Origin of the sequence: Acinetobacter sp. YH01021 (genome assembly GCF_013420255.1) — a bacterium.
GTDB lineage: Bacteria > Pseudomonadota > Gammaproteobacteria > Pseudomonadales > Moraxellaceae > Acinetobacter.
Genome location: NZ_VOYO01000032.1, coordinates 1 through 15,423 on the forward strand (window position 1 = coordinate 1; position 15,423 = coordinate 15,423).

13 protein-coding genes and 1 pseudogene are annotated in these 15,423 nt (G+C 44.2%); 3 read left to right on the forward strand and 11 right to left on the reverse strand.

Annotation, left to right across the window (positions count from 1 at the left end; translation table 11 throughout):
* Positions 1-281 precede the first annotated feature (281 nt).
* From FTT86_RS14385 to FTT86_RS14425, 9 genes and pseudogenes are all read right to left on the reverse strand, one after another.
* Positions 282-542 (reverse strand): Txe/YoeB family addiction module toxin, encoded by a 261-nt coding sequence (locus FTT86_RS14385; RefSeq protein ID WP_180181409.1) that lies wholly within the window; start codon positions 540-542, stop codon positions 282-284.
* The gene (locus FTT86_RS14390; RefSeq protein WP_180181410.1) at positions 526-792 is read right to left on the reverse strand and encodes a type II toxin-antitoxin system Phd/YefM family antitoxin; all 267 of its coding nucleotides are present in this window, start codon (positions 790-792) and stop codon (positions 526-528) included. Before FTT86_RS14390 ends, FTT86_RS14385 begins: the two co-directional genes overlap by 17 nt.
* A 340-nt stretch (positions 793-1,132) precedes the next feature.
* Positions 1,133-2,223, reverse strand: a pseudogene (locus FTT86_RS14395) (IS4-like element ISAba33 family transposase).
* A gap of 794 nt (positions 2,224-3,017) precedes the next feature.
* On the reverse strand, positions 3,018-3,377 hold the full coding sequence (locus FTT86_RS14400) for a DUF2384 domain-containing protein (protein WP_180181411.1): 360 nt from the start codon (positions 3,375-3,377) through the stop codon (positions 3,018-3,020).
* Positions 3,378-3,543: 166 nt separating this feature from the next.
* Positions 3,544-3,801 (reverse strand): helix-turn-helix domain-containing protein, encoded by a 258-nt coding sequence (locus tag FTT86_RS14405; protein WP_078191602.1) that lies wholly within the window; start codon positions 3,799-3,801, stop codon positions 3,544-3,546.
* Positions 3,802-4,112: 311 nt separating this feature from the next.
* Positions 4,113-4,949 carry an aminoglycoside O-phosphotransferase APH(6)-Id gene (locus FTT86_RS14410; protein WP_000480968.1) on the reverse strand — a complete coding sequence of 279 codons (837 nt, stop codon included), beginning with the start codon at positions 4,947-4,949 and terminating at the stop codon, positions 4,113-4,115.
* The gene (aph(3'')-Ib, locus tag FTT86_RS14415; RefSeq protein ID WP_001082319.1) at positions 4,949-5,752 is read right to left on the reverse strand and encodes an aminoglycoside O-phosphotransferase APH(3'')-Ib; all 804 of its coding nucleotides are present in this window, start codon (positions 5,750-5,752) and stop codon (positions 4,949-4,951) included. Before aph(3'')-Ib ends, FTT86_RS14410 begins: the two co-directional genes overlap by 1 nt.
* Positions 5,753-5,858: 106 nt before the next feature.
* A protein-coding gene (locus FTT86_RS14420; RefSeq protein ID WP_085959879.1) for an IS3-like element IS1133 family transposase occupies positions 5,859-6,988 on the reverse strand; the annotation gives its coding sequence in 2 pieces (ribosomal slippage) (positions 5,859-6,742 and positions 6,742-6,988; 1,131 coding nt in all).
* Between the two features lie 64 nt (positions 6,989-7,052).
* The gene (locus tag FTT86_RS14425; RefSeq protein WP_000904906.1) at positions 7,053-7,667 is read right to left on the reverse strand and encodes a recombinase family protein; all 615 of its coding nucleotides are present in this window, start codon (positions 7,665-7,667) and stop codon (positions 7,053-7,055) included.
* Positions 7,668-7,792: 125 nt separating this feature from the next.
* On the opposite strand from FTT86_RS14425, the gene FTT86_RS14430 reads away from it, so the two are divergent.
* Entirely contained in the window at positions 7,793-10,678 is a 2,886-nt protein-coding gene (locus tag FTT86_RS14430) for a Tn3 family transposase (protein WP_180181412.1), read from the forward strand.
* 263 nt (positions 10,679-10,941) lie between these two features.
* Positions 10,942-11,460: a hypothetical protein gene (locus FTT86_RS14435; protein ID WP_180181413.1), complete on the forward strand. Its 519-nt coding sequence runs from the start codon at positions 10,942-10,944 to the stop codon at positions 11,458-11,460.
* Between the two features lie 290 nt (positions 11,461-11,750).
* Here the strand turns inward: FTT86_RS14435 and FTT86_RS14440 are convergent, their stop codons facing one another.
* A complete protein-coding gene (locus FTT86_RS14440; RefSeq protein ID WP_180181414.1) occupies positions 11,751-11,972 on the reverse strand; it encodes a helix-turn-helix transcriptional regulator in 222 nt (73 codons plus the stop codon).
* Between the two features lie 197 nt (positions 11,973-12,169).
* Between FTT86_RS14440 and FTT86_RS14445 the strand changes: the two genes are divergently transcribed.
* Positions 12,170-12,424: a hypothetical protein gene (locus FTT86_RS14445; protein WP_180181415.1), complete on the forward strand. Its 255-nt coding sequence runs from the start codon at positions 12,170-12,172 to the stop codon at positions 12,422-12,424.
* 62 nt (positions 12,425-12,486) lie between these two features.
* Here FTT86_RS14445 and FTT86_RS14450 read toward each other — a convergent pair whose 3' ends face one another.
* A complete protein-coding gene (locus FTT86_RS14450; RefSeq protein WP_180181416.1) occupies positions 12,487-15,324 on the reverse strand; it encodes a relaxase/mobilization nuclease domain-containing protein in 2,838 nt (945 codons plus the stop codon).
* Between the last annotated feature and the right edge of the window lie 99 nt (positions 15,325-15,423).

A 15,423-nucleotide genomic window follows, 5' to 3' on the forward strand; every position in this document is an offset into this window, starting at 1 on the left:
CCAACATCGTGATCCGGATAGGTTGTTTAGCGATTGTCATCCTAATTATAAGTGGACGAATTCCTTACATAGAATTTCACAGTGCCACATTGACTTATGCCACTCTTTGAAGAGACGTTGTTTAGTCAGTTGGACTTCTGATAAAGATGAGGCTATGTCTTGGCTTTATCATGCGGAGGCTGCAACCTACCTTGCCAAGCATTATAAGCAGTCTTTCTTTAGAGATGCACAAGTCGTTAAGGTATAAAAAAGCCCTTACTGAGAAGGAGGGGCTTTTGCATTTAGTAATGGAAGCGACATTGAATAATGCTGACTCTTTCATCCGTAACTTCATAAACTAATCTGTGCTTTTCATCAATTCTTCGACTCCAAAATCCTGACAGATTAGCCTTCAACGGTTCGGGCTTACCTGTACCTTCAAATGGTGTTCGTAAACATTCTTTGATTAAAGCATTGATACGCTTGAGTACCTTTTTATCTTGTGTCTGCCAGTAGATGTAATCATCCCAGGCATTATCTGTAAACTCAATTGTCCGATTCATCTTCTATGAGATCCCTTACAGTAGTTCGGGATGCACGTAATTGGGCAATTGATTCATTTAAACGAACAGCATTATTAGGAGATGAGAGAAGATATAAAGTTTCCATCAAGCTGTCATAGTGTTCTTGACCCATAACAACGGCATGACTACCTTCTTTCCTAGTAATTATTGCTACATCTGCATCATCAATGACTTTATCTAAAACGGATTTTAGATTGTTACGTGCATCTGTATATGTAAATACTTGCATGTTTTGCATTCCTAATTAAATATTTAGCCTTAAACAATATATATGGTCACTTCATTGATCTAGCATTAGTTTGGTTGGCACATTGGCTCATAGATTCGCTATAGATACTTTATATAGACACTTAAATTAAAAATTGGCTGTTTGAGTTCATGTTTGCAAGAACATGGTTTTGTACAATATTCTGTACAATTAAAATGTACAGGATTCTGTACATGAAGTAAATCCCCTACTTGATTAAAAGTAAGGGCTGTTGTGCTATTGGAAATATGAAACTATAGATCCAAAGTTAAAAGATGAACCTAATAAGTTTATTAAAATTATTCTCTGTACACGACAAATTTCATAGGATCCTTGTCCTATCAGGCTTTTTCTTTCTTAAAATTGCTAGCACTTTCTTAAATTCTTCTTTTTTTCCAAAACCAATCAAACGTAGAATAGCCATTTGAACATAGTCCAAACCGTAGCGAAATAAACTTACTGAAAGTCGTCCATGCTTCTTTATTTTTATCGCTTTTTTCCGATCATGTTGCCATTCACCTGTTAAATAGCACCAACAGAAACCGATAGCTAGCACTGCTATCAATTTCTTGACTCGTCTAGGGTCTGTTAAACGAGTATTTTCAAGATTGAATCCACGTCCTTTGAGACAACTAAATAACGTTTCGATTTCCCAGCGTAATGCATAATCACGAATAGCAGAAGCATTAAACATAGGAGAAACAACAAGTAAAAGTTCTCCATCTTCTAATCGTAGCGCACTAATATACAGTTTCACTCGACCAACCCAAATACGTCGTTTACGACATTCAGTTTGACCAACTTGAAGATGACGAAATAAATCACTAATTTTATGATTCTTGGCTAAGTGATTGGTCACAATAAAGTTTTTTTAACACGTATACAGAAGTTAATGTCATTTTCAATTCACCATGTAAACCATTTCTCACCGATAAATTCTCTGTCTGCAAACACATTCACAATACGATCTTTACCAAAAATGGAGATAAAGCGTTGAATCAAAGCAATACGCTCTTTTGTATCTGAATTTCCACGTTTATTGAGCAATGTCCAAACAATAGGTATCGCTATTCCACGATAGACGATGGCTAACATCAAGATATTAATATCTCGTTTTCCCCATTTCCAATTAGTTCTATCCAAAGTTAATTGGACTTTATCGAATGAAAATATATTGAAAATTAACTGAGAAATTTGACGATAATCGAAATACTGATCTGCAAAGAAGCGTTGTATACGTCGATAAAATGATTGTGGTAAGCACTTGATGGGTAAGGCTTTAGATGCAGAAGAAAGATTACATGTCTGTTTTACAATTAATGCAAGCATAATCAGTGTAAAACATTTTGCATGTGACTTGTTCCACTTTAGATATTTGTTTAAGATGAGATGTAACTCATTGAAATGTGTCATCATATTCGTCGTCAGAAAACAAGTATTATGCCATTATTTCAATGAGTTATCTTTTTTTGTCGTGTACAAAGAAAATTATTAGCAATCCATTAAATAAGTAAAAGGTCACAGTGATAGAAGAAGTGCATTTAGAGCTGAGCCAAAACGTAAAAATACAAAGAATAAATAAACCTGTGCCCTAAAAGTCTTCAGTCTTTAGGGCTTTTGTAAGGATCTTATTTTTTAAAAATAATCAGGTGCTTGATTGTTAATTCTTGGTAAAAAGACTCATATAGTGCTGGTTAATTACATTTTTTACAGACTTCTATATAAAGCCACTGGTTTTTTGACACAGGTTGAAAGCTTGAATTTTAAGTCAAGCATAAGACTACAAGTTTACGTTGACTATCGGGGGAATTTCGCAATTTTCACGTGGTATACATTTCTACTTGGGAGTAACTTAAAATGTTAGAAACCATTTAAAGTGTCTGATCTATAGTGCACATCAACATTATGGACTGGATATAAATAGAATTCTGATCACTACGTCTGACAAGGAAATACAGCGCCTTGCGGTTCTGCAAGACGTTCGAGATCAATGTATTCCACAAGTCCGTGCGCTGAAATACTAAAGCCCAATTACTCGGTTGGAAGTCATCATTGAAGCTCAAGTTCATAGGGGAGGAAGGTTAAGTAGCTTAGCTTGACTTGGTCTTATTGGGCGGAAATTAACACACATACGATCTCCATCTATATTATTAGAGAAATTATATCTCCTCGTGGAATAAATATAGGGTTTCTACCCTCTATGAACGCTAAATATTCGCTGGAATAGCCTCCACAAACTCTAAAATTTGAACTAGACCTTCGGGATGCTGAACTTGCTCTACAGGGACACCCCTAGTTAAGAGGTTTTTGTTACGCATAAAATGATGAATCATTTCAACATTACCGCCATTTAGCATTTCTAAAGCAATGGAGATCCGGATCAATGACAAAGCACGTTTTCCTTGTTCAGAATCAGGGTCGATGCTAAATTCATTAACCATGAGCTCTCCTGGAGATATTCTGAGTGTAGTTGCCATCTGACCTAGAGTCATGCCGAGCCGTTCAGCACTGTTTAGAAATGCTTTGGCTAAAACAGAGTTTTTATCTGTATTTGAAGGTGAGTACATAGCACATCCTCTAATTAACCATTATGGGCTGTTTCAATATTAATTAGTACACAACAGACATCACTTTGTATAGATTTTTAAAGTGATTGGGAGGAGTGAATTTTTACCTATTAAAAATATGCGATAGTTCTTCAGACATCAAATATGCCGAAAAAAGAGTTAGCCTCTACCGATCTTGAAGTAGAGTTATTAACTGCTGAATTGTAGTGTGTGCATCTAATTCTAAAGCTTCGCAATACTTTAAAAATTCAAAGATATCTAGCTTTCTATCCCCAGTTTCTACTTTCGCTACAAATGAGTAAATGACACCGAGACGATCTGCTAACGCCCGTTGGGAAAGTCCGAGTTCATTTCTCTTTTGGATAAAAAGCTTACGCAGCCAGACATATTCATCAGAGTGGATTGATAAAGTAATATTATTCATTGCACCTATAATAGGTGCATGTTAGGATGCACCTGTTTTAGGTGCAACTGTCGCTAATATATTAATAATATGTAATTTTTATCCTTAATGCCGTTAATTTTTATTTAAGGAGATCAATTCATATAGCAAAAAAAGAGGGGGATTGAAATGGGGATATTTAATAAAAGAAGCCCAGAAATGAAAAAGTTACTGTTGCTATCTAGTAGGGGTCGTTTGCGGGAGAGGGCGAAATCCTACGCTAAGGCTTTGGCCAACGATATTCTCCGGTAAGATTGATGTGTTCCCAGGGGATAGGAGAAGTCGCTTGATATCTAGTATGACGTCTGTCGCACCTGCTTGATCGCGGCCGCGATAGCTAGATCGCGTTGCTCCTCTTCTCCATCCGCGTTCCAAGCTGCGGAAAGGCACCCATAAGCGTACGCCTGGTCGAGCAGGCGACGCGGATCGACGTCCAGCGCACGAGAGAATGCGTCCGCCATCTGTGCAATGCGTCTAGGATCGAGACAAAGGTCGTCTCTGTCAGCCGGATCGTAGAACATATTGGCGGCGCCAAAGCCCACTTCACCGACCAGACCGACGGGATCTATCACCAGCCAGCCGCGACTGGAGAACATGATGTTTTCATGATGCAGATCGCCATGTAGCCCACGCAGTTCCGAGGCATTGCTCATCATTTGATCGGCTATAATCGCCGCGTGGACGTAGTCAGTTTGACAACCTGCGTTTTGATCATCGCGCGCCCGCTGAAACAAAGCTGCAAAGCGATCCCGGATCGGGAGAAGGGCAGAAGGCAGGGGTTCCTCAGATGCGGCATACAGCTTCGCCATTAGTTCCGCTGCAATTTCGGTCGCCTGGTAGTCGCCGTGCTCGGCAACGATGTGAGAGAGCATTCGCTCCCCGGCATATTCGAGCAACATCAGATTGTTCTCACGACCGAGCAACCGGACTGCTCCCCTCCCATTGCGCCATACCAGATAGTCGGCCCCGCGCAGTTCATCAGCAATGTCTTCTATAGGTTTCAATCCCTTGACGATTGCAGGAGTCCCGTCTGGCAATGAAACTTTCCAAACGAGGCTGGAAAAGGTGTCCGCAATGAGAACAGGTTGCGAAACGTGCCAATGAGCAGGAAAAACAGGCGGCATGAACATCAACCCCAAGTCAGAGGGTCCAATCGCAGATAGAAGGCAAGGCGTTCGCGGTCGGGGGCTTCGATCCCCAATACATTGAATAGGACAGCGAAGGCGCGCTCTGCTTCATCTGGCGCTGCCCAGTTCTCTTCGGCGTTAGCAATCATGAGTGCCAAATCGGCATAGCGATCTGCTGTTCCGAGCCGCCCAAGGTCGATCAGACCCGTGCATTGAAGAGTTTTAGGGTCCACCATGAAGTTCGGCATGCAGGGATCACCATGGCAAACAACCATATCGGTGCGCTCTTGGTCGAGCCGCACCGGTAGCTCTCGTTCGACACGAGCCAAAAGATCGAGCTGCGGCGTACTCTTGTCCTCGTCCGGTAAGAAGTCGGGATTGACGGCATTGCGGGACACCACATCAACGGCGCGTCCGAACATTCGCGACAGCCTGCGCTCAAACGGACATTGATCAACCGATAGGCTGTGAACAGCGCCAAGTTGCTGCCCCATTGACGGCCACGCTTTGAGCAAATCCGCTCCAGACAGATCAGCCGCCGGTACTCCCGGAATTGCCGTTATCACCAAGCATGCACCCTCCTGTTCCTCCTGCCAGTTGATCACCTCGGGGCAAGCCACACCTCGACCTTTGAGCCAAATGAGGCGGTCACGCTCTCCAGCGAGCTCACCGCGGCGGGAAGCAGGTGCGATTTTCGCGAAGGCATGCCCGTCACCACGTCGAAAAACAAAATCACCAGATTCTCCGCCTCTGACAGGCAACCAGTCAGAATGCGATTCACCAAAAAAAATATTAGTTCGATTCAATGGAGGTTCCTTCAGTTTTCTGATGAAGCGCGGAGGTGGCTCAACCTGCGAAAAGAAACGAGTTGCTATGGACTTGCACCGGTTGTGTTCCGGTCTATCTCTCATTTTAAGCGGCTTTTTTCTCAAATGCAACCGGCGATTTCCAGCCGAGTGTTGAATGTCTTCGGCGTGGATTATAAAAGCCATTTATATATTCGAAGATTGCAATCTCAATATCTCGCCTTGTTTGCCAGTGTCTGCGCCAAATCAACTCAGCCTTTAATGATTTAAAGAAGCTTTCTACTGCGGAGTTATCAAAACAATTGCCTTTCCCGCTCATGGACGGCAGCAATTGATGTTTGAGCAGTAGCTTTTGATATTCATGAGCGCAATATTGGCTCCCACGGTCTGTGTGTTGAATACAACCCGGTGGTGGTTTGCGTAAAGCCAACGCCATATTCAGTGCCCTTAATGCAAGATCCTGCTTTAATCGATCACCTGTTGCCCAGCCAATCACGCGACGGGAATACAGGTCAAGGATAACAGCAAGATAGACCCATCCTTCTCTGGTCCAAACATAAGTGATATCGCCTGCCCATTTCTGGTTGGGTGCGCTTGCGCTAAAGTCTTGTTTTAATAGGTTCGGTGCAATGTTGAAGGTATGATGACTATCCGTTGTCCGTTTGAATTTACGCGTTCGAACAACTGTAATGTTATTCTGGCGCATCAAACGTCCAACCCGACGCTGCCCAACCTGCAGGCCCAGCGCTTTCAACTCTTCTGTCATACGCGGCCTACCATAGCTCCCCAAACACAACCGATGCTGCTCACGTATATGCGCTAGAAGTATAAGATCACGACGCTGGCGCAGTGATGGAGGACGGCGTTTCCATGCACGTAAACCACGATCTGTTACGCCCATCAAACGACATATGCGTGAACGTGAGAGAGAGCCACGGTAATCCGTAATAAACTGAAATCTCACAGCTTTTGTACTGCGAAAAATATTGCTGCCTTTTTTAATATCTCCCTCTCCTCCCGAAGGATACGGTTCTCTTTGCGTAAACGTTCATTCTCACGCAGAAGATCAGTGTCTTGGGTAGGAATTTTAGTTTCATCGGAAATTGATGCGATCCATTTCCCAAGCGTGGAAAGCCCAATACTTAAATCTGACGCAACTTGACGGCGTGTTAAGCCACTAGTGAGTGCTATGCGAACTGCATCACGCTTAAATTCATCACTATGCTTTAATGACATATATGGTCTCCTTGATAACAAATAATGCTCTCAAAAAGACCGGAACGAAACCGAGGCAAGTCCACTACGTAAGTCCGAGAACATGCTTTCCATGGTCTCTGAGCTCGCCTTTGGGACCGACATATCGGTAGAGAGTGACGCGCTCGATGCCGAGTTCCTTGCAGAGATCGGAAACTGAAGTATCGCGCTGGGCCATGGCGGCTTGCGCGAGACGCACCTGAGCTTTGGTGAGCGCGAATTTTCGTCCGCCCTTGCGACCGCGCGCTCTCGCGGAGGCGAGACCCGCCATGGTGCGCTCTCGGATCAGATCCCGCTCGAACTCGGCCAAGGTGGCGAAGATTCCGAACACCATGCGACCGGACGCAGTCGTGGTGTCGATCTGAGCGCCCTTTCCAGTCAGAACCCGCAGGCCGATCTTGCGGTCTGACAGCTCCTTCACCGTGTTGACCAGATGGGCAAGCGATCGTCCGAGGCGATCGAGCTTCCAGACCACCAGCACATCGCCGTCACGCAATGACTTGAGGCAGGCAGTCAAGCCAGGGCGATCATCACGACCGCCGGAAGCAAGATCATCATAGATATTGTCCCGTTCGACACCTGCGGCGCGCAAGGCGTCGTGCTGCAGGTCGAGAGACTGCGAGCCATCGGCTTTGGAGACGCGGGCATATCCGATCAGCATGTATCACAAACGTTGGTTTGAGGCGGCGCTTCGGCCACGATTGCATTGACCTCTGGAAATGTATCTCAACCAGCTTCATAAACAAAGCGTCTTGAACGCTATCAGATTTTGAAAAAGGAACATGTATGCCGCGTCGCGTCACTCTAACCGATCGGCAGAAAGACGCGCTGTTGCGCTTGCCGACTTCACAGACGGATTTGCTCAAGCACTATACGCTGAGTGATGAAGACCTTGGGCATATCAGGCTGCGTCGGCGCGCTCACAACAGGTTCGGCTTCGCCCTGCAATTGTGTGTCCTGCGCTATCCCGGCCGGGTGCTGGCTCCAGGCGAACTGATCCCTGCAGAGGTCATCGAATTTATCGGAGCGCAGCTTGGCCTGGGTGCCGACGATCTCGTAGACTATGCTGCCCGCGAGGAAACACGGCACGAGCATCTTGCCGAGTTACGGGGGCTCTACGGCTTCCGCACCTTCTCCGGACGTGGTGCGAGCGAGCTGAAGGAATGGTTGTTCCGAGAAGCCGAGATGGCGGTGTCGAACGAGGATATCGCCCGTCGCTTCGTAGCCGAGTGCCGACGCACCCGCACTGTCCTTCCCGCGACATCCACGATCGAGCGGCTTTGTGCCGCGGCTCTCGTCGATGCCGAGCGACGCATCGAGACGAGGATCGCCAGTCGGCTGCCTATGTCGATCCGAGAACAGTTGCTGGCATTGCTCGAGGAGACGGCTGATGATCGGGTGACCCGTTTTGTGTGGCTGCGCCAGTTCGAGCCTGGCTCGAACTCTTCGTCGGCCAACCGGCTGCTCGACCGGCTCGAATATCTGCAACGCATCGATCTCCCCGAGGATCTGCTTGCCGGCGTTCCTGCCCATCGGGTGACTCGTCTGCGCAGGCAGGGTGAACGGTATTATGCCGACGGCATGCGCGATCTCCCGGAGGACAGGCGGCTTGCGATCTTGGCTGTTTGCGTCTCGGAATGGCAGGCGATGTTGGCCGACGCAGTGGTCGAAACCCACGACCGGATCGTCGGCCGTCTCTACCGTGCTTCGGAGCGTATTTGCCATGCAAAGGTCGCAGACGAAGCGGGGGTGGTGCGTGACACCCTGAAATCCTTCGCCGAGATCGGGGGCGCCCTGGTCGATGCACAGGATGATGGCCAGCCGCTGGGCGATGTCATCGCGAGTGGGTCAGGGTGGGACGGCTTAAAAACCCTTGTTGCAATGGCAACCAGGCTGACCGCCACCATGGCCGACGATCCGCTCAATCATGTGCTCGACGGTTATCACCGCTTCCGCCGATACGCTCCACGCATGTTGCGCCTGCTCGATCTGCGAGCTGCGCCCGTTGCACTGCCGCTTCTGGAAGCGGTGACGGCCCTTCGTACCGGTTTGAACGATGCCGCGATGACCAGCTTCTTGCGGCCCAGATCGAAATGGCATCGCCACCTTCGGGCCCAGAGGGCTGGCGACGCTCGCCTATGGGAGATCGCGGTGCTGTTCCATCTGCGCGATGCGTTCCGCTCCGGAGATGTCTGGCTTACTAGGTCCCGGCGCTATGGCGATCTGAAACACGCACTCGTTCCGGCACAATCCATCGCGGAAGGCGGTCGTCTCGCTGTGCCATTGCGGCCGGAGGAATGGCTGGCAGACCGGCAAGCTCGCCTCGACATGCGGTTGCGCGAGCTTGGCCGTGCCGCTCGCGCAGGCACGATCCCGGGCGGGTCGATTGAAAACGGCGTTCTGCATATCGAGAAACTCGAAGCCGCCGCGCCGACAGGCGCCGAAGATCTGGTGCTCGATCTCTACAAGCAGATCCCGCCCACGCGCATCACCGATCTCCTGCTGGAGGTGGATGCGGCGACCGGCTTCACCGAAGCGTTCACCCATCTGCGCACAGGAGCACCCTGCGCTGACCGGATCGGGCTAATGAACGTTATCTTGGCGGAAGGGATCAACCTCGGCTTGCGCAAAATGGCGGATGCGACAAACACCCACACCTTCTGGGAATTGATCCGCATTGGACGGTGGCATGTCGAGGGCGAAGCCTATGACCGGGCGCTGGCCATGGTGGTCGAGGCACAGGCAGCGTTACCCATGGCCCGGTTCTGGGGCATGGGCACGTCGGCTTCGAGCGACGGACAGTTCTTCGTCGCTACAGAGCAAGGTGAGGCCATGAACCTGGTCAACGCGAAATATGGCAATACCCCGGGCCTGAAAGCCTATAGCCACGTCTCCGACCAATATGCGCCGTTCGCAACCCAGGTGATTCCTGCAACGGCAAGCGAAGCGCCTTACATCCTCGATGGCCTGCTGATGAACGATGCTGGACGCCATATCCGCGAGCAGTTCACCGACACGGGCGGCTTCACCGATCACGTCTTTGCCGCATGTGCCATTCTCGGCTACCGGTTCGCTCCGCGCATCCGCGACCTGCCATCCAAACGGCTCTACGCGTTCAATCCGTCGGCCGCCCCGGCGCACCTGCGAGCGTTGATCGGCGGAAAGGTCAACCAAGCCATGATCGAGCGCAATTGGCCCGACATCCTGCGCATCGCCGCCACCATTGCTGCCGGGACCGTCGCGCCAAGCCAGATTCTGCGGAAACTCGCCTCCTATCCGCGGCAGAACGAGCTCGCGACAGCCCTGCGGGAAGTCGGTCGCGTCGAGCGCACCCTGTTCATGATCGACTGGATTCTGGATGCCGAACTCCAACGGCGTGCCCAGATCGGGCTCAACAAAGGCGAAGCTCATCATGCGCTGAAGCGGGCAATCAGCTTCCACCGCCGCGGTGAAATCCGCGACCGTTCCGCCGAAGGCCAGCATTACCGCATCGCCGGCATGAATCTGCTCGCCGCCATCATCATCTTCTGGAACACCATGAAGCTCGGCGAGGTCGTTGCAAACCAGAAACGCGATGGAAAGCTGCTATCGCCCGATCTCTTGGCCCATGTTTCGCCGCTCGGATGGGAACACATCAATCTCACCGGAGAATATCGCTGGCCAAAGCCTTAGCGTAGGATTCCGCCCCCTCCCGCAAACGACCCCTATATGGCGATATTCAGGAAAGAAATGAAAGTTTCTCTTTGGCTTCTTTATATATAAAGAACAATCAGGGCGCATTTCAAGGCTGTAAATTGCTGACAAAAGTACCAAATCTTAGCGGTTATGATGGCTTAGCTGGTCAATAAAAAATCTTCTTTAGTATTCTATTTTAAAAGTTTTATGTTATGTCTTGTGTAATAAAAACGGTTTCAGTGAAGCAGCCTTGGTCTGCTATGCAAAGTTTACTTGGTTATTTTATATTTTTTATGATTACGCTATTTGCTTTCAAAGCATATGCTGGAATGAAGGCGGATATCCTATTTTACTTTATGGGATTCTTATATTTAGTCATTTCATTTTTAATTTATTACCCGATTCGAAGGGTATATATCAGCAATATTTTGCCCAAAAGACTGCATCAGCAAAAATTGAGCTATTTGAAGGCAGATGGTTTTAATGAGAGTTATTCAGCGACAGGTGTGGTGATTGATACTGTACAGCGGAAAATTGCTTTTACTGCGCAAACGATATCAAACATTATAATTTTTGATTTGAGTGACATCCGCAGCTGGAGTATGGAAACGCGGACAAATACAATTCGGCGTTCTGACGGCAGAGAGATCTCACGAGATCACTATTCTATCGTTGTGAATACGAATAATGCAGAGCAGCCTATGTTCAAGTTTTTTGCGGCCAATGCTCATGATGCCCAATCATGGATTGCAAGATTTAATGCGATCATAAATGGTTAAAATTATTTAAAATCAAAGTACTGATATTGATCAGTACTTTTTTGACTTAATCAATATCATAAGCAATTTTATGAATCACAACTCTATTAATAAAGTTGATTTGATCAAACGTTAAGAAATTAAGACAATTCGAGATTGACGGAACTTTTTAAATTAGGCTCAAGTGAATCGGTAAGCTATGCATATCATCGCACTCCACAAAACGTAGAACTAGGCCTGCATAGTCTAAAATTATAAAATAGTGATACTTCGTGTTTTCCCGGCAAAAAATAATTGTAGGATCGGCCAATTTAAATATCTGACTCTATATCTGGAGTGTATACAAATAGGTCATTCATAGTGCAGTTGAAATATTTACATAACTTGTCTGCAATAGGAAGTTCGATTCGAACAGCTCGATCATAGTATAAACTCGTCAGCGTATTTCGATTTATACCTGTCGCATGTACGACATCACTTAATTTCAAAATTTTACGTTCGCCCATGAGGCTCGCTAATTTACATTCAATCATATGACTTTCAAATATAAAAAATAACTTACTGCAGGTTATTTTTTGGTTGAATCATTGCTTACACTATAGTATAAATAACCTACAGCAGGTTATATTTACTTTCTACAAGTGTTAATTCTTCTATAATCACAATTATAGCTTGTAATTGAGATAAACCATCATTTTTTGATAATCAGATTAAAAGATAGGATGAAATTATGAGTATTTCTAACGAACTATGGCTAAGTCGTAAAACTAAAATTTTGGGCTATAACTTAATCAAACAGTTGAATGTCGGTATGGGATTCGGCCTAGCAGGGTATTTACATGTAAATCATTGTTATAATAACCATGAAGCTGTTTTGGTATGGTTGGAACATCTCTTAACTGAGAATCCAGAAATCGATAATTTTAATTCTATTAAAACAGAGTTTCTTAAGTATTTTCCTGAATCTTCATATGTAATAGCCTAAGCATTAAGCTTAGGCTATTTTTTATACTATGCAAATAGTAGGTCAACTAAAAATATGTTTTGTTAAAAGCCTGGTCCATCATAGCTTCTATTTTCGGGTTGAGGCTCTTGCTTTCGAGTAGGAGGGGAGACGGATTGATTTTCATAAAAATGAGTCGCTTTCTCTGCTTGATTAGTTTGACTTAATTCTTTCGGTTCCAGTGCTAATTCCTTATTTAGCGAGTTTTGATCAGAGCGTTTATATTCAATCTGATCGTTCTCAGCTTTTGTGCTGTCAATTGGAGAATGTGGGACTTGCTGTGGAGGAGAATCAAATTCAATTTGGATATCTTCTAAAGTAGCGAGTTGCTGTACCTTGTGTTTAAATTCGTCTGTTCCTGATACCAACACTACTCCAAATTTATCTCTAGCAAGTAACAGCGCATCATGGATATGCGTATCATTTTTACTTAAAACATTAATTTCTGATGAGTTTTTATCCTCAAAAAAAGCCACTTCTTTTTGATCTAAATAAAACTTACAACCAAATTTATAATCAATTTGATATTTAGTGTGCGGAAAAAATCGTTTTTGGGTTTGTTGATTAGAATTTGAATTGCTCTCTGATGCTGTGAAGCTATTTGCGGCTTCTATTTCTTGCTTTTTCTTGAGCCTAGATCTGCGGCTATATTCAAAAAACTCATACATCTGAAAATCGATCTCAGACAAGTGTTCTGTATGTTGATAAGATTTATTGATCTGATTTTTGGGAATTAGGCTGAGTCCTTGGTAGAGATCAGGCGATGAATCAGATGTACGTGTATCTAGTTCATACTGATGAATAGATGGCGTGAGTTTTTGTGAGAAATATAATTTCCAGCATTCCTCAATTTCATTGGCGTTAAAATATTGTTTGTTGAGTTTTAAGGATTGGGTATATATCAGATTACGAATTCGTAGCATCAGTATCTTTTGATTTTCGATACTTAAATCGGGTATATCATTTTTACGAATACACTCTGCTAATGTCGATTGCAGTGTATCTGCAGCAACACCGCAACAATTGAGGAGCAGAGCAGTTTTGCTCAGCACTGAGCTTTGACATGGATTTGTTGCGTTAAAATATTTATAGAGCTCTTTGAAACTTGTTTGAATCTGTTGAGGAGACAAATTTTTGAAGCTAGGGAGGACTCTGTCTTTATTAATATCTTGAATATTCTCGAATCTATGTTGTAAAGCAGTGTGAAATAATTCTTTAAACTCTACTGAGCCTCGTAGGGTTTCTCTCAGTTTAGGATCTAGAGCATTGATACATTGTTGTAGTCGATTCATTGAATAATTACTAAATACCAGAATCCCGTATTGATTTTGAATTGCAATTGGTTCATCCAGTTGATGCTGATCAAATAGAATTTGAGCCGTCTTGATATTCGGGTTGTTCTGAGCAATAAAGTTTTTAGATTGGCGTTGATCAAATAAAAATTGTTGCTGTATAAATAGGGGATCGGTTGGAGAGATAAATCTTAAAAAATCAGCATAAGAAGTCACGTGGGTTGAATAAAATTTTCTAGAGAAATTTTTTTTATCTAATAATTTATCTGCGGTTTTTTTGCTTAGATGTTGATTTTGGGAAAGGAATACTTTTCTAATTTCGGCTCTGGTGCTCAGTTGTTCTGCATTATGATGATAATGTAACAGTGTAAAAATCACATCAGATGATTGTGCTGGAAATCTATTTTGATATTGCTTTAAAAAAGCATTTTTATTGTATTTGTAAATCTCATTCTCGAAATTGATATCCTGATATTTAGATCGACGTTTTTGGCTATAAATATCTTTCATCGATTTCATTGTGAGATAACTATCATGCAGATCTTTTATCAAAAAGTCTTCATTATTAAATAAATGGTAAGCGTGTAACGTCGAAGTTTTAGTTTCATTTTGCTGAGCTGTATCACTTAATTTGATTAATGGAATTCTTGTCTGACCGATATCAGGAAGAGTAAAGTCTCCCCATATTTTTTCTAAATTTTTAAGCGTTACTTGCTTATTACAAAATAACGAGGCTTTAAATGTGAGTATTTGCTTCTCACTCGTTTGAATTTTAAAAATACTACCATTGCGTTTTTTCTCATACAAAATTCCACTTTGTGCTAATTGTTGGTGCCAATCTTGCCAATTCTTTGCGTTACTGAAGATATGTTCAATATCTTGAGCAAGATAAGTTTGATAGTTATTCGCTGCTGAAATTTCATTGCTCAGCTGACTTTTTTGTTGATGTCGATGTTGTTGATCACGAATTTTTGAATTGATTTTTTGCGCATCCGGTTCAGCAATGTAATTTTGATTTCTTTCACATTTGCCAAGCTCAAAGTTATATATAAAAAGTGGATTGGGCTCCGGCTCCCAGCTTTGCTTTGCTTCAATTTCTGCAGCAGCTCGATGTACCGCATTCAAGATCCATCCATCACCTAAATCAATGACTTTATTTTGATTACGCTTATTTTTTTGGAAAGGATGTACTTTATTTATGATTAAATGAAAGTGCACATTGTCTGTATCCACGTGCATCGCATACTGCATTTGCAGTTCTTCAGCACCAAGGTGTTTCGTTAAAATATCAATTTGTTCCTCTAGCTGTTCTGTGGTTGGAACTTCAAATTTTTTAAAACTTCCAACGATATGAACGATTGGGTCAATCACTTGAGAGTTCAGACTTGCAGTTTGTGACATTTCAATTTTTTGATAATGTGGGTCATCATCTAAAAAGTTTCTTGAGTTTGAATAGACACATTTTTCAGAGATAAGTTCGTCACTGAAACTAGAATGCAATTGAGAAATATAGTCCGATAAGTATTCACCACGTGTTTGTTTCGGATCATGAATATAGTCTGACAGAGATGGATCCGTAAATTTGAACAACTCCTATAAGTGATATTCTGCTCCTCAAATGATGTTATAAACATCAATATATGGAGTATTTTATGGCACGTAGACCAAGAAGAAATCATTCAAATGATT